The organism is Mycobacterium sp. Root265 (genome assembly GCF_001428895.1).
Taxonomy (GTDB): domain Bacteria; phylum Actinomycetota; class Actinomycetes; order Mycobacteriales; family Mycobacteriaceae; genus Mycobacterium.
On the sequence record NZ_LMJA01000005.1, the window covers coordinates 72,727 to 94,839 of the forward strand.

The 22,113-nt window shown below is 67.7% G+C and carries 19 protein-coding genes; 12 read left to right on the top strand and 7 right to left on the bottom strand.

Translation table 11 applies throughout. From position 1 onward, the window contains the following. Positions 1 to 27 precede the first annotated feature (27 nt). The 3 genes from ASE48_RS07770 to ASE48_RS07780 form a co-directional block, all read right to left on the bottom strand. Complete coding sequence (locus ASE48_RS07770; RefSeq protein WP_057166487.1) at positions 28 to 1,113, bottom strand: sensor domain-containing diguanylate cyclase; 1,086 nt, start codon at positions 1,111 to 1,113, stop codon at positions 28 to 30. A gap of 44 nt (positions 1,114 to 1,157) precedes the next feature. Beyond that, entirely contained in the window at positions 1,158 to 1,631 is a 474-nt protein-coding gene (locus tag ASE48_RS07775) for a TspO/MBR family protein (RefSeq protein ID WP_057166488.1), read from the bottom strand. A gap of 66 nt (positions 1,632 to 1,697) precedes the next feature. Beyond that, positions 1,698 to 4,061 carry a lysylphosphatidylglycerol synthase transmembrane domain-containing protein gene (locus ASE48_RS07780; protein ID WP_057166566.1) on the bottom strand — a complete coding sequence of 788 codons (2,364 nt, stop codon included), beginning with the start codon at positions 4,059 to 4,061 and terminating at the stop codon, positions 1,698 to 1,700. 138 nt (positions 4,062 to 4,199) lie between these two features. On the opposite strand from ASE48_RS07780, the gene ASE48_RS07785 reads away from it, so the two are divergent. Together ASE48_RS07785 and ASE48_RS07790 are read left to right on the top strand one after the other, a co-directional pair. Beyond that, on the top strand, positions 4,200 to 5,570 hold the full coding sequence (locus ASE48_RS07785) for a DUF4407 domain-containing protein (protein WP_082614050.1): 1,371 nt from the start codon (positions 4,200 to 4,202) through the stop codon (positions 5,568 to 5,570). A gap of 86 nt (positions 5,571 to 5,656) precedes the next feature. Next, positions 5,657 to 7,420, top strand: a complete 1,764-nt coding sequence (locus ASE48_RS07790) for a bifunctional serine/threonine-protein kinase/transporter substrate-binding domain-containing protein (protein WP_057166490.1) — start codon at positions 5,657 to 5,659, stop codon at positions 7,418 to 7,420. A 175-nt stretch (positions 7,421 to 7,595) separates the two neighbouring features. Here ASE48_RS07790 and ASE48_RS33660 read toward each other — a convergent pair whose 3' ends face one another. After that, positions 7,596 to 7,727 carry a hypothetical protein gene (locus ASE48_RS33660; RefSeq protein ID WP_268766284.1) on the bottom strand — a complete coding sequence of 44 codons (132 nt, stop codon included), beginning with the start codon at positions 7,725 to 7,727 and terminating at the stop codon, positions 7,596 to 7,598. A 111-nt stretch (positions 7,728 to 7,838) separates the two neighbouring features. Then, the gene (locus tag ASE48_RS07795) at positions 7,839 to 8,696 is read right to left on the bottom strand and encodes an NYN domain-containing protein (protein ID WP_057166491.1); all 858 of its coding nucleotides are present in this window, start codon (positions 8,694 to 8,696) and stop codon (positions 7,839 to 7,841) included. 119 nt (positions 8,697 to 8,815) lie between these two features. Here ASE48_RS07795 and ASE48_RS07800 point away from each other — a divergent pair, with 119 nt between their 5' ends. From ASE48_RS07800 to gyrB, 9 genes are all read left to right on the top strand, one after another. After that, a complete protein-coding gene (locus tag ASE48_RS07800) occupies positions 8,816 to 9,901 on the top strand; it encodes a fatty acid desaturase family protein (protein ID WP_057166493.1) in 1,086 nt (361 codons plus the stop codon). Continuing rightward, positions 9,902 to 10,672, top strand: coding sequence for a GAF and ANTAR domain-containing protein (locus tag ASE48_RS07805; RefSeq protein WP_057166494.1), 771 nt, complete (start codon positions 9,902 to 9,904; stop codon positions 10,670 to 10,672). A 267-nt stretch (positions 10,673 to 10,939) separates the two neighbouring features. After that, positions 10,940 to 12,082 (top strand): glycosyltransferase, encoded by a 1,143-nt coding sequence (locus ASE48_RS07810; RefSeq protein WP_082614062.1) that lies wholly within the window; start codon positions 10,940 to 10,942, stop codon positions 12,080 to 12,082. Then, a complete protein-coding gene (locus tag ASE48_RS07815) occupies positions 12,070 to 13,086 on the top strand; it encodes a hypothetical protein (protein WP_057166497.1) in 1,017 nt (338 codons plus the stop codon). The genes ASE48_RS07810 and ASE48_RS07815 overlap by 13 nt, the downstream gene beginning before the upstream one ends. Beyond that, positions 13,083 to 14,561: a glycoside hydrolase family 130 protein gene (locus ASE48_RS07820; protein ID WP_057166498.1), complete on the top strand. Its 1,479-nt coding sequence runs from the start codon at positions 13,083 to 13,085 to the stop codon at positions 14,559 to 14,561. The genes ASE48_RS07815 and ASE48_RS07820 overlap by 4 nt, the downstream gene beginning before the upstream one ends. 36 nt (positions 14,562 to 14,597) lie before the next feature. Then, a complete protein-coding gene (locus ASE48_RS07825) occupies positions 14,598 to 15,488 on the top strand; it encodes a formylglycine-generating enzyme family protein (RefSeq protein WP_057166500.1) in 891 nt (296 codons plus the stop codon). A gap of 111 nt (positions 15,489 to 15,599) precedes the next feature. Beyond that, on the top strand, positions 15,600 to 16,412 hold the full coding sequence (locus ASE48_RS07830) for a GntR family transcriptional regulator (protein ID WP_057166501.1): 813 nt from the start codon (positions 15,600 to 15,602) through the stop codon (positions 16,410 to 16,412). A gap of 55 nt (positions 16,413 to 16,467) precedes the next feature. Further along, positions 16,468 to 17,820, top strand: a complete 1,353-nt coding sequence (locus ASE48_RS07835) for an arylsulfatase (RefSeq protein ID WP_057166502.1) — start codon at positions 16,468 to 16,470, stop codon at positions 17,818 to 17,820. A gap of 67 nt (positions 17,821 to 17,887) precedes the next feature. Continuing rightward, entirely contained in the window at positions 17,888 to 19,804 is a 1,917-nt protein-coding gene (gene gyrB, locus ASE48_RS07840) for a DNA topoisomerase (ATP-hydrolyzing) subunit B (protein ID WP_057166503.1), read from the top strand. Here gyrB and ASE48_RS33665 read toward each other — a convergent pair whose 3' ends face one another. Both ASE48_RS33665 and ASE48_RS07850 read right to left on the bottom strand, forming a co-directional pair. Then, on the bottom strand, positions 19,805 to 20,137 hold the full coding sequence (locus ASE48_RS33665; protein WP_057166505.1) for a DUF202 domain-containing protein: 333 nt from the start codon (positions 20,135 to 20,137) through the stop codon (positions 19,805 to 19,807). It lies immediately after the preceding gene. Beyond that, entirely contained in the window at positions 20,134 to 20,487 is a 354-nt protein-coding gene (locus ASE48_RS07850; protein WP_057166507.1) for a YidH family protein, read from the bottom strand. Before ASE48_RS07850 ends, ASE48_RS33665 begins: the two co-directional genes overlap by 4 nt. 143 nt (positions 20,488 to 20,630) lie before the next feature. Between ASE48_RS07850 and ASE48_RS07855 the strand changes: the two genes are divergently transcribed. Further along, positions 20,631 to 22,085, top strand: a complete 1,455-nt coding sequence (locus ASE48_RS07855; protein WP_057166508.1) for an ABC transporter substrate-binding protein — start codon at positions 20,631 to 20,633, stop codon at positions 22,083 to 22,085. Positions 22,086 to 22,113 lie beyond the last annotated feature (28 nt).

Consider the following 22,113-nt stretch of genomic DNA (forward strand, 5'->3'; position numbering starts at 1 on the left):
AGTGGATCGGCGGGTATCGCCGATTTGTTACGGCTGCGCGATGGCCAGCCGATCCCCGCCGTCGCGTTTGGCCGCGTACATCGCGGTGTCCGCCAGATGCAGCAACCGGTCGAAGTCGTCGGCGCCGTGCAGTTGCCCGCAGACCACGCCGACGCTGGCGGTCACCGCCGGCGGTCCCGCCGCGGCGATGGCGGCACGCAGGCGTTCGCCGACGCTGGATGCCTCCTCGGCGGGCAGGTAGTCGATCACCACGAATTCCTCGCCGCCGGTCCGCGCGATGAACGCTTGCCTGCGCAGCGCGTCGCGAAGGCGATGGGCGGTCCGCACCAGGACCAAATCGCCGACGACGTGACCGTGCCGGTCGTTGATCCCCTTGAACTTGTCGAGATCGATGACGAACACGCACATGGGATTTGGCTGGTCGGCCGACGTGGTCAGGCGCGAGACGTAGTCCAGCAGCCCGCGCCGGTTGGCCAGCGAGGTCAGTTCGTCCACGAGCGACTCGACCGAACTGTTGCGGATGAGCCAGAAGCCGAACTGGGCGAAGGGCAGGATGCCGACCGTCACCAGCAGCGACACCAGGGCCTTGCAGATGGCGAGGAAAACGGCGTCCGGTTCGGCGGACAGGCCCAGCCACACCGCGACACCCAGGACGGTCACGGTGGCGATCAGCAGATGCACCGCGGTGGCGCGCGGTCCGTGGAAGTACACCAGGTAGATGCCGGTGACCGCGAACAACGGAGTGGTCGCCATCGCGGCCATCGGGGAGCCGTGCGCCGCGCAGGCCATCGCGATGCCGATGTCGGTGAGGATGAACAGGGTGATCGACGTCCGCGGCGAAGGCCACGGGAAGAACCACCAGTAGACGGGCCAACCGAAAGCGGCGACCGTGAGAAGGCCCATCACGGCGCGCGACACCGCCGCCGGTTCGGTGAGCTGGGTGAACTGGACGAGCACCAGCGCGATGCCCATCACGACGCCGCCCGAGCCGATGAGCACCCGTAGCGGGACCAGATGTCCGCGGGGGCGCAGGAAGTTCAGCAACCAGTAGTGGTCGACGGGGTCGTTCCACCAATGCGCGAGCGTGCTCGGACGATGGCTCGAGTTGGTCATGTCTGTCTCTCGGGCCGATCGAAGTGGGACGGCCGGCGGGCAGTTCAGCGCCGGTTGAGCACCCAGATATGGGTGGACAGCGCGGTGGCGAATGCGCACCACAGCGGGTACAGCGCCAGCGGTGCCGCCTTGACCCCGCGCACCGCGGCGGCCCGCCGCGTGAGGTCGGCGCTGCTGGCGGTGAGCAGGCCGGAGGTGATGGCCGCGGCACCGAGCTTGCGCTGGTTGAAGAACAGCCAGGACCAGCCGCCGTTGAGGATCAGGTTGATGACCAGTGAGCCGATGTAGGTGCGGCGCACCTCCGGGGGTGAGTCATCCAGGGTCTGCGCCGAGACCACGGCGATATCGGTGTACAGCGATGTCCAGGCGATCGGGAACGCCTGACGCGGGGGCTGATACGGCGGCTTGCGCAAGGTGGCGTACCAGGCCGATTCCACGGCGGGTCGGGTGGCCAGCGTGCCGGCCACCGCCGTGGCGGCGACGGCCAGTGCGGTCGGGGCAAGCGTGCGGATCTGCAAGGAGACGCTCCAGGATCGATGTGGTTCGGTGCTGGTCAGATATCCACAAACCGCTGTCGGCAAACCTCAGATCATGTCGTTGCGGGTCAGCCAGCGCATCACCGGCCAGCCCACGAACACCGGCAACCAGCAGGTCAGCACCCGGTACAGCAGCACCGACGGCACCGCGACCGCGGCGGGCACACCGAACGCGGCGAGGCCACCGATCAGCGCCGCCTCCACCGCGCCGACACCGCCGGGGGTCGGCGCCGCCGAGGCCAGGGTGCCGCCGATCATGGTGACCACCGTGACCGTGACGAACGACGTATCGCCGCCGAATGCTTCGATGCTCGCCCACAGTGCCAGTGCGGATCCCAGAGTCGTTCCGGCGGCGCCCAATACGATCAGCCCCAGCCGCTTGGGCTCCCGGGACAGCTCCCATAGGTCGGTCTTGACCTCCTGCAGTCTGGGCCGCACGGCCGACGCCAGCCAGCGACGCAGGTTCGGTACCGCCAGGAAAACGCCGACCAGGCCGAGCGCGACGCCGGCCACCAGGTACAGCACGGTGGCGCTCGGCACGAAATGCTGAAGGTTCGCCGAGGTGCCCGCGACGGCGGTGAACAGGATGAGCAGCGCCACGTGCACCATCACCTGCACGCTCTGCTGCAGGGCGACGGCGGCGGTGGCGCGCATGGTGCTCAGCCCGCCCTTCTGCAGCACCCGGGTGCTCAGCGCGAGCCCGCCCACCCCGGCCGGGGTGGTGGTCGCGGCAAAGGTGTTGGCCACCTGCATGATCGCCAGGTGGCGGAAGCGCACCAAGCCGTCGGCGCACGCCCACAGCGCGCCCGCGGCGCCGAGGTAGCGCAGCGCCGAGACCGCCAGGCCGAGCAGCGCCCACCACCAGTTGGCATTGCCCAACTCATCGAAGAACGCCGGCACCGTGCTGATGAACGGATAGGCCACATAGACCAGCGCCACCAACAGCACCAGCTGGACGAGCTGTACCCGGGTGAACCGGGTGATCGTCTCGGTGCTGATCTTGTCGGCGCCGGTCTGGTGCTGCACCTGTTCGCGGGCCGCGGCGATGACGGCCTTGGCATCGGTCACCGAGTCGCGGATGCGGGCGGGCACAGCCGTTTTGGTGAGTCGTCGCGACGCCGTCAACACGGTGTCGCGGCCGAAGGCGTCGATCGCCGCGGACACCGCCGAGGCCGGGTCGTACATCGAAGAGGTGGTCACCAACAGCTGAGCGATATCGGATTGCAGCTGCGCGTCGGTGGCGCCGTATTCGGCGTTGTCGAATCCGCCGAACTGCACCCGCCCGTCGTGCACGGTGATTTCCCCGCAGCACAGGTCGCCGTGCGAGATCTGGCTCTGGTGCAGGGTGTGCAGGGCTTGCCAGACGTCGGCCACCGCGGCGGCATCCGCGCTCAGCGGGGTCCCGCGGGCGGGCTTGCGCGCGTAGAGCGTCCAGCCGCGGTCCAGCGCGCTCACCGTCACCGACGAGATGTTGGACAGCCCCAGATCGTCGATGGCGATGGCCATCAGGGCTCGGTGCTCGACGGCGCGGCGCATCGAGGCCTGCAGCGGAGCCGTCTCATCGGTGCGCAACCGGAACTTGCGCCACAGCTGGCTCAGCGCGCCGCCGCTGCGCTGGTTCGGTCCGTACAGCTCGACGACTGCGGTGCTGTCCGGGCCGGTTGCGGCCAGCACCAGCGGGCCGGGTCCGGGTGGCCGGATGACCGCGAGCGCCGAGACCACGAAACCGCGCCGGGTCAGCGCCCGCACCGCCCCGTCGAGCGGGACCTCCAGGGCGGGTGTGCCGACCACCCACACCACCAGTGCGCCGACGAACCAGCCGACGGCCAGGCCCAGCAGTGAGCGGGCCGGGACGACGGCGCTGACGAACAGATGGATCGGCACGAACGCCAGCAGCAGCGCCCACCAGTACCGGCGCAGCCGCCGCGACAGCCAGGGCCCGGACACGGTGAGCACCGCGGCCAGCAGCGCGATCCAGCGGGGGTCGTCCAGGAACTGGGACAGCTGGGTGTCCAGGCGATCGCCCAGATCGAAATGCCACTGCGGCGCCGCGATACCCCGGCCGCTGATCGACAGCGCCAGCACGGCCAGCACGCCGGCCGCGGCGTAGGCGGCCAGCAGCGTCCAGTGCCTGCCGATGACCAGCTGGACAAGGATGACGAACGGCAGCGCGAGGATGGCCACGCCGTAGGCCAGATAGACCAGGTTGGACTGGGTCGGGGTGAGCACGCCGATGATCTCGGACACCGACCGTTCCAGGGCCACCCAGTCATTGCGGGTGATCAGTGAACTGGTGATGACGACGCCGAGGAACGCCGCCGACAGCACCACTCGCAGGATCTCGTTGGTGCGCCGGGTCAGCGGTTGCAGCAGGCTGCCGGTGACGCTGATGTCACGACCGTCTACGCGCACGGTGAACAACGTAACCATGCCGGGACGCTGTACGCGCGAAGCGCGACGTTCGGCGCTGTGAGATGATCCCGGTATTCGCAGCCGGCGTGAGGGATTCCGCATGGCGCACAGCACCGAACCCAACAATGTGGAGCCTCAATGCGTGCCGATCGAATCGTAGAAGTCCTGCTGGCGGCGATAGCCGCGGTGGTTTCCGCGCTGGCGCTGGCCGCCGCGACGACGTGGCCGACGGCGGCGGTGATCGCCGGCGGACTGGTTGTCGGGGTGTTGGCCGGCGCGGTCGGCAGGGCCATCGCGTCGGGACGCTCAGCCTTGCCGGGCCGGGTGGTCGTCGGTGTCGCGGTCGGGGCGCTGCTCGGGGAACTGGCCGCCATGGTGGTGTTCGGCGGAGCCATCGACGCCGAGTTGACCAGGCAGGCGTCGCCGCGCACCGAGCTGGCGGCAACCGCACTGGAGCAGGCCCGCCAGGCGCGCACCGGACTCGACGACGCGGTCGTCCGGGCCGAGCAGCGCCGCGACGAAGCGCTCGTGGTGGCGCGCTGCGAGGTCAATCCCGCTGCGGACTGCCCGCAGAGCCGGATCACCGGCCGACCCGGCAGCGGCCCCGGCGCGCGCACCGCCGACGACTTCCTGGGCGATGCCGACCGTGCGCTCGACGCGGCGATGGCCGAGCGGGACAGCCGGGCCGCCGCATTGGACTCCGAGGTGGAGGTGCGGGGACAGGCCCTGACCTCGGCCCGCGACGCGCAGCTGACCGGAGGTATCGGGGCCCGCTGGCAGGCGATGAACGCCTACACGCTGGACCATCCCGGCCCGCTGGTGCTGCGGTCGCTGATCGCGGCGTTGTTCGCGCTCTTGACGCTGCTACCGATGTTGTTGACGCGGTGGCGGGGGACCACGACGCAGGACGCCGAGACCGCGGCCGAAACCGCGATCGCGGTGAAGCGCGCCGAGGTGCGGGCGCAGGTCGATCAGCTGTGGGCCGAGCAGGAGTTGAACAGCGCCCGGATGGCGGTGGAGGCGCAGAACGCGATAGACGCCGAGCGGCAACGCCGCCGGGTCGCCGAGGCCCTCGGTCCGGCGCGCGACGAGGAGACGGCACCGACTGCGCTGCCCGTTGCGTCCAGTAGAGAACCGGAAACGTCCAAGGAACTGGAGCCGCACCGGGGCGGCGGGGTGCCGATCATTCCCGATGTCACGCGGGCCGCGGTCCGGTTCATCCGGCCGTTCGTGCCGCAGATCGTCGCCGGTGCCATAGATAACGCGACCAAGCCGATACGGCAGGTGTTCGAAGAGACCGAGGAATTCCACTTCACGATGCGGCGCACGCACCGGGTCACGGTGGAATCCGAGGGTGGCGAGCAAGCCCAGCAGTTGACGACGGAACGCGAATGGGTGGACGTATCCCGACCGCGGATCGAGTCGCGCCGGGGTGTCGTGCTCGACGGATCCGACGATCGCCGGGAGATCGATGCCGGGGACGGCCCACGTGAGTTGCCGCCGGCGTAACTGTCTCGTCATGACATTTTTGCCAGGTGTGATGTAACTTCGATCGACAGATCGAGGCCCCGGGGGCCTTCGCCGAGAGGAAACCGGTGGACGCGACACCTTTCGGCCACTATCAGCTCCAGGAGCTGATCGGCCGGGGCGGGATGGGCGAGGTTTACCGGGCCTACGACACCAAGACCGATCGCGTCGTCGCCCTCAAGGTGCTGCCGCCGCAGCTGGCGCAGGACAGCGTCTTCCAACAACGGTTCCGCCGGGAGTCTCAGGCGGCCGCCGGCGTCAACGATCCGCATGTGGTGCCGATCCACGGTTACGGCGAGATCGACGGCCGGTTGTATCTGGACATGCGGCTCATCGAAGGCCGCACGCTCGGCGCGATGCTCTCCGAGACCGACAAGGCGCTTGATCCGGCGTTCGCCGTGCAGATCATCGAGCAGGTGGCCTCCGCGCTGGACGCGGCCCATCAGCTGGGTCTGATCCACCGCGATGTGAAGCCGTCGAACATCCTGCTGACCAAGCAGCAGAACTTTGCGTATCTGATCGACTTCGGGTTGGCCCGCACCGCCGGCGAGTCCGGGATGACCACGGCAGGCAGCACGCTGGGCACGTTGGCCTATATGGCACCCGAGCGTTTCGACGGTGGGTTCGCCGATGCCCGGGCCGACACCTATGCGCTGACGTGTGTGCTCTACGAATGCCTGACCGGGGCTCGGCCCTACCCGGCGGACAGCCTCGAGCAGCAGATCGCCGGGCACATGGTGTCCCCGGCGCCCAAGCCGTCGGACGCCAATCCGCGCCTCGGCGCCTTCGACGAGGTCATCGCGAAGGGCATGTCCAAGAAGCCGGAGAAGCGCTATCAGACCGGCGCCGAGCTGGCGGCGGCCGCCAGGCGGGCCCTGGCCGCGCCGGTGCGGGTCACCGGTTCGGGACGGCACACCGCGGCGCGCTCCGCTGCCGGCGGTGGGCGACGGTTGCCGCAGCGTGCGCTGGTGGTGGCCGGGGTGCTGGTGCTCGTCGGCGCCGGGGCGGTCGGCGCGTGGAAGTGGTGGGACGCACGCCCGACGCAGGACTTCCCAGAAGGCGCGGTACCCGCCATCGCGGCCGCCGTGCCCGCGGATCTACGCGCGGACGGCACGCTGGTCATCGGGGTCAACGTGCCCTACGCCCCCAACGAGTTCACCAACTCCGAGGGCGAGATCGTGGGCTTCGACGTGGATCTGATGGACGCGGTCGCCCGCACGATGGGGCTGACCACGCAGTACCGCGAGAGCGAATTCGACGACATCATCCCCGCGGTGCAGGACGGCTCGCTGGACGTCGGGATGTCGTCGTTCACCGACACGCTGGATCGCCAGAAGCTGGTCGACTTCGTCACCTATTTCGAGGCGGGCACGCTGTGGGCCCAGCAGCGGGACTCCTCGATCGACCCGGCGGCGGCGTGTGGGCTACGGGTTGGCGTGGCGCACAGCGTACTTCAGGAAACGGTGGAGATTCCGGCCAAGAGCGACGCGTGCGTGGCGGCCGGGCTGGCGCCGATCGAGAAGGTGGTGTTCACCCGGCAGGACGACGTGACCGCCGCGCTGATCGCCGGGGAGATCGATGCCATGTCCGCGGATTCACCGGTCACCGGGTTCGCGATCAAGCTCAGCGGCGGGGCACTGGTGCCCGCGGGTGAGGTGTTCGATTCGGCGCCGTACGGCTGGCCGGTCGCCAAGGGCTCTGCGCTGTCGGGGCCGTTGTCGCGGGCGTTGGAACACCTGATCAAAACGGGCGAGTACAAGACCATCGCGACCATGTGGGGCGTGGAGCGCGGGCTCATCGACGCGCCGCAACTCAACGGGGCCGCGCGGTAATCCCGTGCCGGGCGCCATGCTCACTGCGCGCTGAAAATCGGGGGTGGCAAGTGCCCACCTCGGAGCGACATCTCAGCGACAAATCGTCTTTGTCGCTCGTTGCCGGGGTGGCGGTGCGCTCAGAGCGTGATCGGACCCCATATCGCGATCTGTGTGCACGCTCGGGGAGCGGTGGTCAGCGCTTCTTGTTGTTGAAGACGTCGTCGGTCGTGTTGCCGGACGAATCTCCGCGCTTGGCCGCGCGTTTCTCCTTGAGAGACTTGCCGGTTTTCTTCGTCATGCTTTGACGCGGAGACTTGTCGGCCATGGTGGCCCCTTCGATGAGGGGGCCTGAGGTGGTCCCTGTTCCTCGACCATACACCTCGGTGCGACCGATCTGGCGGCGCGAATTTTATTGGGAATTTTCGATTTTCGTGTCTCAGTCCGCGCTGCGCAGCCGCACCATCCGGGTCGTCGAACTCTCGTCGAGCTCAACGACATCCGTGCGGGATCGCAGAAAATCACTGAAAGACCGGAATCCCAGCGACTTTTCGCTGAACGACGGATCCATCCGCTTCATCTGCGCCTTCAGCGCCGAGTTGTGCAGCCAGTCGACGTCGTCCTTCTCCAGCCCGATCTGCAGTGCGCGCGTCAGCAGCGCGGTCGCCGCGGTCTGCGGGTCGGGTTCCTCGGGCTCGGACTTCTTGCGCCGGGTGTTCTTCTGCGGTTCGGTGACCGGTTCGGGTTCGAACACCGGCACCCCGGGCAGCGCGTCGTAGACGACGAACTCGTCGCAGGCGGCGGCCAGCGCGCGACTGGAGGAGCCGGCGACCCCGATACCCACCACGTAGCGGCCCAGCCGTTTGCAGCGCTGCGCCAGGGCGATGTAATCAGAGTCTCCGGCCACGATCACCACATGGGTCAGGTCGGGCAGCCGGAACATGTCCTCGACGGCGTCGACCGCCAGCCGGATGTCGGCGCCGTTCTTGCCGTACGCGGCGGCGGGGAAGAGTTGCACCAGATCGACCGCACGGCCCACCACCTGCTGGCGGTATCCGGCATTGACGTCTGCCGACCAGTCGGCGTACGCCCGGGTGAGAACGAGCGTCCCGAATGACGACGTGAAGTCCAGAATCGCGCCGACGTCGACGGTCGCGCGGTTCAGCTTCTCGGTTTCCAAGCCCTTCGCCTTGTCGCGCTGAAACGAGTTGCGGCCGTTGACCTGGTCGTATCTCGATATCACGATGTTGTCGAAGTCGAGGTAGACCGCGACGCGGGTGGCGGCGGTTTCTGTCATGACTCCAGTCTTGCGCATCCGCGCACCGACTTGGCGCACATCGCGGTCGGGGCATAGGCTTGAGGGCACACCGCAGGTGGTCCGGACCCTCGCCGCCGCACATCGGACCAGGAACTCAGGTGGCAATCAGCGATATCGCGGAATACGCGAACATGAGTAGTGCCGACGTCGAGGCATTCGGGGCAGAACTGGACCGCATCCGCAGCGATGTGGAGGAGAGCCTGGGTGCCAAGGACGCGTCCTACATCCGGCGGACCATTGTGTTCCAGCGCACCCTGGACCTGGCGGCCCGGCTGACCATTGCCGGGACCCGCTCCAAGACCGGCTGGATCATCGGCACGTCCGCGCTGGCGTACGCCAAATCCGTTGAGAACATGGAGATCGGGCACAACGTCAGCCATGGCCAGTGGGATTGGATGAACGATCCGGAGATCCATTCCACCAGCTGGGAGTGGGACATGGTGGGGCCCTCGTCGCAGTGGCAGTACTCGCACAACTACCGCCACCACGTGTTCAGCAACGTGCTCGGGGTCGACGACGATCTCGGGTTCGGTGTGCTGCGGGTGACCCGCGACCAGCCATGGAAGCGGGAGCACCTGTTCCAACCGCTGCGAAACTTCCTGCTGGCGCTCATCTTCGAGTGGGGGATCGCCCGGCACGGCTACCACTCGGATCGTGAACGCGCCGATTCCGAGGAAGCCAAGGATGCGGTGACGCAGAAGATGCTCGCCAAGATCCGCAGGCAGGTGACCAAGGACTACCTGGTGTGGCCGGCCCTCAGCGGCAGGCGGTGGCGGCGCGCGCTGGGCGCCAACCTCAGCGCCAACCTGTTGCGCAACCTGTGGACCTACGTGGTGATCTTCTGCGGGCATTTCCCCGACGGCGTACAGCAGTTCACCCCGGAGTCCATCGAGAACGAGACCAGGGCGGAGTGGTATCTGCGCCAGATGCTGGGCGCGGCGAACTTCAAGGCCGGACCGGTGCTGGCGTTCTCCAGCGGCAACCTCTGCTACCAGATCGAGCACCACCTGTTCCCCGATCTGCCGAGCAACCACTACCCGCAGATCGGCGAGCGGGTACGCGAGCTGTGCGAGAAATACGATCTCGCCTACACCACCGGTTCGCTGCCGCGGCAGTATCTGCAGACGCTGCGGACCATCTTCCGGCTGGCGCTGCCCGACCGCCCCGACGCGGCCCGGGTGTAGATGTCGACGGCGGAGTCCCCCACACGGGACGAGGGCAACTCGGCCGCCGCCGACCTGCAGGCCGGGCTGACCCGGCTGGCCGGACTGGTGGCCGACAGCCTCGGACTGGCGCAGGTGCTCGCCGAGGTCGCCGCGTCGGCCGTCCGCGCGGTGCCGGGCGCCGATGGTGTCGGGGTCACGCTGATGCACGGGGAACACGGGGACAGGACCGTCGTGGCGTCGGCGGCCAGCGCGCCGTTCGTCACCGAACTCGACGAGATCCAGTACGGGCTGCTGCAGGAGGGGCCGGGCGTCACCGCGGCCGAGGCGGGACGCACCGTGTGGTCGGGTTCGCTGGGCGGCGACCAGTCCTGGCCGCGGTTCGGCCCGCGGGCCGGGCGCCTGGGGGTGCACAGCGCACTGGCGTTGCCGCTGATCGTCTCCGATCGCGTGGTCGGCGCGATCACCGTCTACGCCTACGGCAAGAACAGTTTCGACGAGCACGCCGCGCAGTTCGGGGAATTGTTCGCCAAGCCGGCTGCGGTCGCGGCGCACAACGCGCGCATCCTCGCCGACGCGTTGGCGCTGACGGATCAGTTGCAGACGGCGTTGTTGACCCGACCGGTCATCGATCAGGCGATCGGCATCATCCGGTCGCGCACCGGCCGCAGCGCCGCCGAGTCGTTCGATCAGCTGCGGGCGATGAGCCAGGCCGAGCACCGCAAACTGGCCGCGGTGGCCGAACGCGTCGTCGAGGAGGCGGTGCGCCGGGCGCGTGCCCGGCGTCGTTGATTCCCCGGTCGCTGCGCTCTGCCCGGCGTCGTTGATTCCCCGGTCGCTGCGCTCCAGCCCGCCGACGTTGACCCCTCGGGTACAGGTCACGGGGTGTAACGTGGGGGAAGTTGGGAACCCAGCCGGTCCGGGATGAGTCAGCCGTCCGCCGTTGCACTCGCCGAGCGTCAGCTCGCGCCGGACACTCAGGTGACATCCGCCTTTTAGGGATCACCCTTGACTGCTGTATCCAACGCACCCTCCTTCCACTTCTCGGGCACCCCGGTGCTGGAGCGCCCGCGCGGCCGCACCCCGTCCGTCGGCCTGCTCAGCACCTATCCGCCCACTCCCTGCGGGCTGGCGAATTTCAGCGCAGCACTGGCCGACGGACTGTCCGCCAACGGTTCGCGCGTCAACGTCGTGCGGGTGGCCGATGGGCCGCCGAGCCTCAGCGGGCGCGTCGTCGGCGAACTCGTCAATGGCTCCTCGACGTCGGTGGCCGCCTGCGCGGAGCTGCTCAACGACAGTGATGTCGCCGTCATCCAGCACGAGTTCGGCATCTACGGCGGCACCGACGGTGACGAAGTGGTCGATATCCTTGGCGGACTGAGCATTCCGTCCATCGTCGTGCTACACACCGTGCCCGGTCACCCCACCCCGCATCAGCGCTCGGTGCTCGAAGCGGTGATGAGCCTGGCCCATCATGTGGTCGTGATGTCCGACTCGGCCGGGGCGTTGCTGCGCTCCGGGTTCGACGTCGAACGCCGGAAGGTCTCCACGATCCCGCACGGGTCGACCGCCCCGACCGGCCTGCCCACCAAGCGTGCCGGTAGGCCGACGATGCTGACCTGGGGATTGCTCGGTCCCGGCAAGGGCGTCGAGCGGGTCATCGATTCGATGGGGGCGCTGCAGGGGCTGCGGGGCAACCCGCGCTACCTGATCGCCGGCCGGACCCATCCGAAGGTGCTGGCGCATGAAGGTGAGGCCTATCGCGAGGCTCGTGCCGAACAGGCGCAGCGACTCGGGGTGACGGGCTCGGTTTCCTTCGACGCCACCTACCGCAGCACGGCCTCGCTGGCGGCGCTGGCGCAGAGCGCGGCTTTGGTGGTGCTGCCGTATGACTCCACCGAACAGGTCACCTCCGGGGTCCTGGTGGACGCGATCGCCAGCGGACGTCCGGTGGTCGCGACCGCCTTCCCGCACGCGGTGGAGCTGCTCGGCAGCGGCGCCGGACTCATCGTCGCCCACGATGATCCCGACGCGATGACGGCAGCGCTGCGGTCGGTCCTGTCCGATCCTCGGCTGGCCGGCGGCATGGCTGCCGAAGCGCGGCGGCTCGCGCCCACCATGGCCTGGTCCCTGGTCGCAAAGTCTTATCAGGCTGTGGCGCAGCAGATCTCGAAGCCGCGGGAACGCACATGGGCGTTCTAGAACCCGGATTCGAACATCTGCTCGCGTTGTCGGATCACCACGGCACCTTTGAGCACGCCTGCGGTGCGCAGCCGCGGCGCGAGCACGGCTACTGCACCGACGATATGGCCAGGGTGCTGGTGGTCACCACCCGGGAACCCGACGCCGGTGATGCGGTACGCGGTTTGGCCAAGGTCGCGGTCAGGTTCCTCGATGAGGCGCAGGCCTACCTCGGCGGTTGCCGAAATCGCATGGACCACACCGGGCGATGGACCGATGCGTACGCGTTCGACGACTGCTGGGGCAGATGCCTGTGGGGACTGGGCTCCGCTGCCGCGCACAGTGACAACGGGTTGATTCGCAGGCTCGCGGTGATCCAGTTCGAGCGGGCCGCCCACGGCCGTTCGACGTGGCCGCGGGCCATGGCCTTCGCGGCCATCGGGGCGGCCGAGCTGCTCAGCGTCGACCCCGCCAATGCCGCCGCACGCAAGCTGGTCGGCGATTACGCCGCCGGTCTGTCCGAAGCGAACGGTGACACCGACTGGCCGTGGCCGGAGGCCCGCCTGAGCTACGCCAACGCGGTACTCGCGGAGGCGATGATCGCCGCCGGTGGCGCGCTCGACGACGCCGCGCTGTGCCAGCGCGGGCTGGACCTACTGGGCTGGCTGATCGGGCAGGAGACGTCCGGCGGTCACCTGTCGCCGACACCGGCCGGTGGCTGGGCCGCGGGTGAGCCGCGGCCGGGCTTCGACCAACAGCCGATCGAGGTGTCCTCGCTGGCCGACGCCTGTGCGCGCGCGTCGACGGTGGATGCCGCGGCGATCTGGCCGGACACCGTGCGCGCCGCGGCCGCCTGGTTCCAGGGCGACAACGATGCCGGGGCGGTGATGTGGAATGCCGAGACCGGTGGGGGATTCGACGGTCTGCACGCCGACGGTGTGAACCTCAATCAGGGCGCGGAATCGACACTGGCGCTGCTGTCGACCTTTCAGCAAGCCCGGCGGTTCGTCGGCGTGACCCAGTGACGGCGGTGCGGGATGCGTTGGTCACCCGGAGCCCACAACGGCTGATCGCCGACCGGTCCCGCGTCATCACCACCCTGTTCGTGCCGGGGCAGGAGGGATTCGAGGCGCATGAATCCCGGGCCGGAGCGGCGCTGCGGCGGGTGCTCGCGCTGAGCGAGGACGACGTGCAGGTGTCGATGAACGATGTGATGACGCGCTTCGGCGGGCGACACCGCGATCTGGTGGTGACCTTCGGCAAACATGCCCGTGAGCTCACCGACCGGCTGGATCCCGATATGGAGTTGTCACCGGATCGCATGCTGCTGCTGGGAGCGACGTTCACCAACGAAGTGGCGATCGAGGGTGCCGCCCTGTGCAATCCGAGCATCGTTGCGCACCCCGATCAGGGGGCCACCGCGCCGGGCAGCCTGCGATTCGTGATGAGTGTGCGCGGCATCGGCGAGGGACATCGGTCCTCGATAGGGTTCCGCACCGGAACCATCGACGACACGGGTGTCGCCGTCATCGACAAGCCGGTGCCGTTCGCCGCAGCCGGGTTGACGACACCGACGCTGCTCGACGCGTCGGTTTTCCGCCACGAGTTGGCACGCGCGCACGAGGCGGAGGCCGCGGAGTACGTGCTCGCGGGGCTGGGGGAACGATTCACCCGGACCGACCTTGAGGGCCAGTTGGACTGGCTGCACCGCCATCGCGTCACCCGCAGGCACGCACCGGAGACGATCGACCTGATCCGGTCGATAGCTGACCGCGCTTACGCCATCGAATTCGCTTCGGACACCGATCTTTCCGAGCGCGTGCTGTGGCCGGCGACCGAGGCGGAAGCCGTCGGCATGGAGGACGCGCGTTTGGTGCGCTTCGTCGACGACGACGGTTCGGTGGTCTACCACGCCACCTACACCGCCTACAGCGGATCGCGGATCAGCCAGCAGCTGTTGACCACCGACGATTTCCTGTCCTTCACCTCCGGGCCCCTGGTGGGCGACGCGGCGGCGAACAAAGGGCTGGCGTTGTTCCCGCGCCGAGTGAACGGCCGTTTCGCCGCCATGTCACGGTCGGATCGGGAATCGAACAGCGTCGCCTTCAGTGATGACCTCTCGGTGTGGACCACGACGTTGCCGTGTCAGCGGCCGCTGCAGGCGTGGGAGACGTTGCAGTTGGGCAATTGCGGCCCGCCGCTGGAAACCGAGGAGGGCTGGCTGGTCCTCACCCACGGGGTCGGGCCGATGCGGACCTACCGGATCGGGGCGATTCTGCTCGATCTGGATGACCCCACCCGGATGATCGGCCGGCTTCGCCGACCGTTGCTGACTCCGACTCCCGACGAGCAGGACGGCTACGTGCCCAATGTCGTCTACTCCTGCGGCGCCCTCGTGCACGCCGACACCCTGGTTCTGCCGTACGGGATCGGGGATGCCCAGATCGGTATCGCGACCGTGCCGATGCCCGATCTGCTGGCACTTCTGACGTCCTCGTAGCCGACCCGATGTGAGCTGTCTGCATAGTCTGTCCGCATGCTCACCGAACTTGCCGCGCTCCCCGGCGGCACCTACCGCATGGGATCACCGGACTTCTATCCCGAGGAAGCGCCGGCGCACGACGTCACCGTCTCACCGTTCGCGATCGAGCGGCACCCGGTGACCAATGCCCAGTTCGCCGAGTTCGTGGCCGCCACCGGACATGTCACCGTCGCCGAGCAACAACTCGACCCCGCGGCATTTCCCGGTGCGCCCGCCGACGAGCTGGTACCGGGTGCGCTGGTGTTCCAGCCGACATCCGGGCCGGTGAACTTGCGGGACTGGCGGCAGTGGTGGACGTGGGTGCCGGGGGCGTCATGGAAGCACCCGAAGGGCCCGGCTTCGACGGTCGAGGATCGGCCCGACCATCCGGTGGTACAGGTTGCCTACCCCGACGCTGCCGCCTACGCGGCATGGGCGGGACGGCGATTGCCGACGGAGGAACAGTGGGAGTACGCCGCCCGCGCGGGTGCGGTATCGGCCTATGCGTGGGGCGACGACGTCCGTCCCGGTGGCACGCTGATGGCCAACACCTGGCAGGGAGACTTTCCGTATCGCAACGACGGTGCCCTCGGCTGGGCCGGCACCTCACCGGTCGGTACCTTCCCCGCGAACGGATTCGGACTGCTCGACATGATCGGCAACGTGTGGGAGTGGACTTCCACCCGCTACGCTCCGCGGCACGGCGCACGTCCCGAGGTGTCCGGATGCTGCCCGGCGCCGGGCGGCGACCCGACGGTCAATCAGGTACTCAAGGGTGGCTCACACCTGTGCGCACCCGAGTACTGCCACCGCTACCGGCCGGCGGCCAGGTCATCACAATCACAGGACAGTTCGACCACCCACATCGGTTTTCGCTGCGTCGCCGACACCGTTCAGGCGGCGTAATCGGCGACGAAACGCTGATCCATAGCCACTGGCCTAGGGCTTTACCTGGCAGCAGGTGGCGTAACACGCACAGTATCGCCACCAGCTGAGATCGGTGGCACAGTTCTTGACATGACCCGGCGTCCGCACATTCCACCAAAGGACTTTCCACGTCCTGCGAACCGGGATTACGCGGGAACCCGAGCGGATGCCGCCCGATGGGCACGCGATGTCCTGCGCGGAAAGATCCTCGATGGTGTCTACGGAGGGCTTGCCGCGGCACGCCCGATGCTGCCGTCGGAGGCCGAACTCGCGGCCGAGTTCGATGTCAGCCGCAACGCGATCCGCGAGGCGCTGGAACTGCTGCGCGGCGAAGGTCTGATCACCCGGGTGCAGGGTGCGGGAACGTTCGTCACGGGCGCCAAATTGAGCCAGCGTCTCGACCGCCTCGAAGGTCTCGCCGAATCTCTCGCCGGTCATCAACTGCCGGTGGACAATACGGTGCTCTCCGTGCGCGAGTCGGTGGCCTCACCGTTCGTGGCCGCCAAACTGCAACTACCCGAGAACTCGCCGATCATCTTCATCGAACGGCTGCGGTCGGTGGGTGGGGTGCCGTTGTCACTGGACACCACATCGCTGCGCGTCGGTGCGATTCCCGTGGACGCCAATCTCGATCGTCAAGATGTGTTCGCGATGATCGAGCGGGAACTCGGCGTGCGCCTGGGCTGGGCCGAGGTCACTGTGGAATCTGTCGCAGCCGACGCGAACACGGCGGGGCTGCTGCAAATCCGCGCCGGTGCACCCCTACTGCTCCTGCACCGACTCACGTTCCTCGAAGACGGCACGCCCTTCGACTTCGAATCTGTGCGCTACCGGGGCGACAGGTGCTCCTTGGTGACCACCGCAGCGCGGGAACCCGATCAGCAGTCCCCGCCGCCAAAGTAGCCGGCACCCCCTTTCCGCTTCACCCTTCACCCATATCGAGAGAGGTCGCTCAACCATGCCCAAAAAACCCAATATCGTCTACTTTCACGTCGACAACCTAGGTATGGGTGAGCTCGGCTGCTACGGCGGCGGCATTCTGCGGGGCGCGGACACTGCCCGGATGGACGCCTTTGCGGCCGAGTCGCTCAAGCTGTCGCACTTCGTCGTCGAACCGCAGTGCACGCCGACCCGATCGGCCCTGATGACCGGGCGCTACCCGATCAGGTCGGGCAACCACACCATCGCGCTCGGTGGTAACGGCGGCGGCATCGTGGCGTGGGAGCGCACCATGGGGGACATCCTGTCCGAAGCCGGTTACGCCACAGCGTGTTACGGGAAGTGGCATATCGGCGCCGAGGACGGCCGGTGGCCTACTGACCACGGATTCGACGAGTGGTATGGGCCGGCCCGCACCTACGACGAGTGCCTGTGGCCCGACGATCCCTGGTACAACGGCGATCGCGACGGCTACTCCTACATGTACGACGGCACCAAGGCCGACGGTGTGCGCACCACCGACGAGCAGCTGACGGTCAAGCTCAAGGGCGAGGTTGACGGCGAGTACGACCGTCGGGCAAAGGAGTTCATGAAGCGTAGCGTGGCGGCCGACAAGCCGTTCTACCTCTACCACAACCACTCGCTGATGCACTTCCCGATGGAGGTGCGCCCGGAGTTCAAGGGTAAGAGCACCAACGGCGCGTGGGGTGATTCACTGCTGATGCTCGATCACGACTTCGGGAGCATCCTGGACACGCTCAAGGAACTGGGCATCGAGGACAACACCATCGTCATCATGGCCGGGGACAACGGCGCCGAGGACCACCTGGCGGGCCGCGGCACCGCCGGGTTCTTCGACGGCTCCTACTTCAGCTCGGCAGAAGGCGGCATCCGTACACCGTGCCTGATCCGCTGGCCGGACCAGGTCGCCCCGCGTGAGAGCAACGAGATGGTGCACGTCACCGACATGTTCCCCACCCTGTTGCGCTGGGCGGGCTGCGAGGTCCCCGACGACCGCATCATCGACGGAATCGACCAGCGCGAATTCTTCGGCGGTGCAGAAGAATCCAAGCGGGACGGCTGCATGGTGTGGCTCAACGAGGAACTCCACGCGGTGAAGTGGTCACAGTTCAAGATCAACTTCAAACGCCAGCAGCATTTCCACGACCCGGAGATCCCGCTGGGCTTCGCGCGCATCACCAACCTGCTGGAGGACCCGAAGGAGCGCGAAGCCGTCAACCAGACCTGGGTGCGGTGGTGGGTCATGCAGCACGCCTACCGCTTCATCCAGGAATTCGATGCCACCGTCGAGCAGGAAGAACTGATCCCCGCCGGCGCACCGATCGATTTTGTCCCGGCCCGCAACCAGTAGCACTAGTACCGATGCCCTGCCCGCACCGATGTGAGGGCGGGGCATCGCCCTTGAGAGGGGATTACCAGTGACCAGTCCCGCCTATGGCGCCCAATCGATCACGATCCTGGAAGGCCTCGACGTCGTTCGTAAACGCCCGGGAATGTACATCGGGTCGACGAGTGAGCGCGGACTCCACCACATGGTGTGGGAGGTCGTGGACAACGGAGTCGACGAGGCGATGGCCGGCCATGCCACCCGCGTCGAGGTCACCTTGCTTCCCGACGGCGGCGTCGAGGTCACCGACGACGGGCGCGGTATCCCGGTAGCCGTCCACGAGACCGGGATACCGACCGTCGATGTCGTGATGACCCAACTGCACGCGGGCGGTAAGTTCGACAGCGACTCCTACCAGGTGTCCGGCGGTCTGCACGGGGTGGGAGTGTCGGTCGTCAATGCGCTCTCCACGCGACTGGAGGTGCTCATCCGCCGCGACGGCTACGAATGGTTCCAGCACTACGACCGGTCGGAGCCGGGCACGCTGCGCAGGGGAACGCCCTGCACCCGCACCGGCACCACCGTCAGATTCTGGTCCGACCCGCAGATTTTCGAGACGACCACCTACGACGCCGACACCGTCGCCCGCCGCCTGCAGGAGATGGCCTTTCTCAACAAGGGGCTGGTGCTCACGCTCACCGACAACCGCGGTGACGGGGGCACCCGAACCTTCCACCATCCCGGCGGTCTGATCGACTATGTCGCGCACATCAACCGCGTGAAAGACCCGATCCAGCCCAGCGTCATCGCGTTCGACGGTGCCGAGACCGGCCATGAGGTCGAGATCGCGATGCAGTGGAACGCGGGTTATTCGGAGTCGGTGCACACCTTCGCCAACACCATCAACACCCGCGAGGGCGGCACCCACGAAGAGGGTTTCCGTGCGGCGTTGACCACGGTGGTCAACAAGTACGCCAAGGACAAGAAGCTGATCAAGGACAAGGATCCCAACCTCACCGGCGACGATATCCGCGAGGGTCTGGCCGCGGTCGTCTCGGTGAAGGTCGCCGAGCCGCAGTTCGAGGGCCAGACCAAGACCAAGCTCGGCAATGCCGCCGTTCGCTCGTTTGTGCAGAAGGTCTGCCACGAGCGGCTGGCGCACTGGTTCGAGGCCAACCCGGCCGAAGCCAAAATCATCATCACCAAGGTCTCGTCCTCGGCGCAGGCCCGGTTGGCGGCGCGCAAGGCGCGCGAGTTGGTGCGTCGCAAGAGCGTCACCGATATCGGCGGATTGCCGGGCAAGCTCGCCGACTGCCGCTCCACCGACCCGAGCAAGTCCGAACTATATGTGGTGGAGGGTGATTCGGCCGGCGGCTCGGCCAAGAGTGGACGGGATTCGATGTTCCAGGCGATCCTGCCGCTGCGCGGCAAGATCATCAACGTGGAGAAGGCCCGCATCGACCGGGTGCTCAAGAACACCGAAGTCCAGGCCATCATCACCGCGCTGGGTACCGGTATCCACGACGAATTCGAGCTGTCCAAGCTGCGGTATCACAAGATCGTGCTGATGGCCGACGCCGACGTGGACGGGCAGCACATCTCGACGCTGCTGCTGACCCTGCTGTTCCGCTTCATGAAACCGCTCATCGAGAACGGGCACGTTTTCCTGGCCCAGCCGCCGCTGTACAAGCTGAAATGGCAACGCTCCGAACCGGAGTTCGCGTATTCCGACCGGGAGCGCGACGTCCTGCTGCATGCCGGGCGCGCGGCAGGCCGGCGGATCAACACCGAGGACGGTATCCAGCGCTACAAGGGCCTCGGCGAGATGGACGCGAAGGAACTGTGGGAGACCACCATGGATCCCTCGGTCCGGGTGCTGCGGCAGGTGACCCTCGATGATGCCGCCGCCGCCGATGAGCTGTTCTCGATTCTGATGGGCGACGACGTCGAGGCGCGCCGCATCTTCATCACCCGCAATGCCAAGGACATCCGTTTCCTGGACGTGTGATCAGCCGACGGGCAGCGCCAGGTACGTCACCACCAGAGCGGCCTGGACGATCACGGCGACCCCCATCCCCGGTAGGTACCGCGGGGCCGCGCCGCGGGGGTTTCGCCGCAGCTGATGGCGGCGGAGCGCCCCGACGGCGAACACTCCCGCGGCGAGCACGGCCGCCGCGGCCACCACCGCGAGGCGTGCCGGGTTCCCGCCGACGTCGATCGTGCCGTCCCGCAGCAGCACCAGCACGCCGGACGCGGCGATCGCAAGCGCGGTACGGGTCCACGCCAGAGCCGTCCGCTCGGCCTGCAGGCCGCGGTCCTGCTCGAGTGCTTCGCGCGTCATCGCAGGGTGCCGGTGATCGCGAGACCGATTGTGACCACACCCAGCATCGCCAGGCCCGCGGTCAGGTAGGTCACCGCGGCGGCGCGCGGCAGCGGCTTGTCGTACCTCATCGCGCGGTCGACCTGAACCCATCGGTGCAGCCCGGCGACCGCGGTCAGGATCGCCAGCGCACCGACCGAGACGCCCAGCAGCTGGCGCAGACCGGGAACCGCGACCTCGGGCATGAATTGCACCACCGCGACCGCGGCGGCCAGCAGCCCGAGCGATGTGCGCTGCCAAGCCAGGAAGGTGCGTTCGTTGGCCAGCGTGAACCGGTAGTCGGGTTCGATCTCGGTGTCCTGAATATCCACGGCTGCAAGCCTTTCCGATGGCGCGAGATACGGCCAGCGTCGGTGTGGTGGCGTAACTCCGATGTCGCCGGCGTACAGATGGCGTAACTGATGCGCAACCTCAGATGACAGCGAGGTAACAGAAGCGGTCGAGGCTTGTGCCCATGGACGACGATCAACATCGCATTGGCGGCCGGTGGCGGGCCCGGTCGGCAGCACTGCTGAGCGCACTCGCGGTGGGCGGGGGACCGCTGCTGACGGGGTGCGGCGTGCTGTCCGAACCGACCGTCGTGGTCAATGTCGGCTACCAATCCAAGACCATCAACACCATCAACGCCGGCACCCTGCTGCGTGACCGCGGTGACTTCGAGAACGCGCTGAAGGAAGTGGGTGCGGCCACCGGCGCCAAATACCGGGTGGTGTGGCAGGACTTCGCGTCCGGGGCTCCGCTGACCGCGCAGATGATCGCCAGCCACGTCGACATCGGCTCGATGGGTGACTACCCGCTGCTCACCAACGGGTCCAAGACCCGCAAGTACGACGACGCGGCCACCGAGATGATCGCCACCACCGGCTACAACATGCGCGGGTCGCTGAACCAGGTTGTGGTACCGGTTGATTCGTCGGCGCGCTCACTCGAGGACCTGGTGGGCAAGAAGGTGTCGACCAGTCTCGGTTCGGCGGGTGACGGAATGTTCTCCTCGGCGCTTGCCGGCGGCGATATCGCCAAGGACGCCGTGCACATCGTCAACCAGGACCCCTCGGTGGGCGCCTCGGCGATCGACGGCCGGCAGGTCGATGCCCTGGCCCAGTTCGTCCCGTGGCCACAGCTGGTGGTCTACCGCGATCAGGGCCGGCTGCTCTATGACGGCGGCGACAACAACGTGCCCACCTTCCACGGGGTGGTGGTCCGCAAGCAGTTCGCCGAGGGGCGCCCCGAGGTGATGGCGGCGTTCATGCGGGCCATGAAAGCGACGACCGACGAGATCGTCGCGCGGCCACTGCAGGCCGCGCTGCGGGTGGGCGAGTTGACCGGTATCGAACCCGAGGTCATCTACCTCTACAACGGCCCCAACGGTTTGGTCAGCTTCGACATGACGCTCAAGGAGCAGTTCCTGGGCGCCTTCGCCAAGGTCAAGGATTATCTGGTCGGGCGCGGTTCGGTGACCCCGGATTTCGACATCGCCGGGTTCCTGGACGACGGCTATCTGCGCGATTTATTCGGACAGCAGTACCCGCAGCGCCGCGCCGACATCACCAATCCGATGACGCTGGCCGGTTTCGACGACGTGTGTGACATGCCGGTCGACGATCCGGCGCAGGCCTCCGAGGTCTGGGCATCGGGGAGTGCCGCCGAGGTCGCTGCGACCCCGACCTGCCTGCTGCGCCGTGTCGCCGAACAAGAACAGGTGCGCGCCGCCTACGTGCCCGACACCCTCACCGGACTGCGGATCTTCGCCGATCACGCTGTCTGGCTTCACGATCCGTCCGCTGTACCCGCCCAGCGCTACAAACCGTTCGCCACCGCTGTCGGGGCGGACACCTACCGTGCCCGACATCCGCAGGCTCGCGACGTCGACTACAGCGCCGCAGTCGGCCAGTCCCGCACCGCGGGCTGATCCACCCCACCCAGGAGAGGACACACCG

What these genes read in the sequence shown, in the direction of transcription:
- ASE48_RS07770 (WP_057166487.1), bottom strand. Translation starts at nt 1,113, where the DNA reads ATGACCAACTCGAGCCATCGTCCGAGCACGCTCGCGCATTGGTGGAAC.
- ASE48_RS07785 (WP_082614050.1), top strand. Translation starts at nt 4,200, where the DNA reads ATGCGTGCCGATCGAATCGTAGAAGTCCTGCTGGCGGCGATAGCCGCG.
- ASE48_RS33660 (WP_268766284.1), bottom strand. Translation starts at nt 7,727, where the DNA reads ATGGCCGACAAGTCTCCGCGTCAAAGCATGACGAAGAAAACCGGCAAG.
- ASE48_RS07795 (WP_057166491.1), bottom strand. Translation starts at nt 8,696, where the DNA reads ATGACAGAAACCGCCGCCACCCGCGTCGCGGTCTACCTCGACTTCGAC.
- ASE48_RS07805 (WP_057166494.1), top strand. Translation starts at nt 9,902, where the DNA reads ATGTCGACGGCGGAGTCCCCCACACGGGACGAGGGCAACTCGGCCGCC.
- ASE48_RS07815 (WP_057166497.1), top strand. Translation starts at nt 12,070, where the DNA reads ATGGGCGTTCTAGAACCCGGATTCGAACATCTGCTCGCGTTGTCGGAT.
- ASE48_RS07825 (WP_057166500.1), top strand. Translation starts at nt 14,598, where the DNA reads ATGCTCACCGAACTTGCCGCGCTCCCCGGCGGCACCTACCGCATGGGA.
- ASE48_RS07830 (WP_057166501.1), top strand. Translation starts at nt 15,600, where the DNA reads ATGACCCGGCGTCCGCACATTCCACCAAAGGACTTTCCACGTCCTGCG.
- ASE48_RS07835 (WP_057166502.1), top strand. Translation starts at nt 16,468, where the DNA reads ATGCCCAAAAAACCCAATATCGTCTACTTTCACGTCGACAACCTAGGT.
- ASE48_RS33665 (WP_057166505.1), bottom strand. Translation starts at nt 20,137, where the DNA reads ATGACGCGCGAAGCACTCGAGCAGGACCGCGGCCTGCAGGCCGAGCGG.
- ASE48_RS07855 (WP_057166508.1), top strand. Translation starts at nt 20,631, where the DNA reads ATGGACGACGATCAACATCGCATTGGCGGCCGGTGGCGGGCCCGGTCG.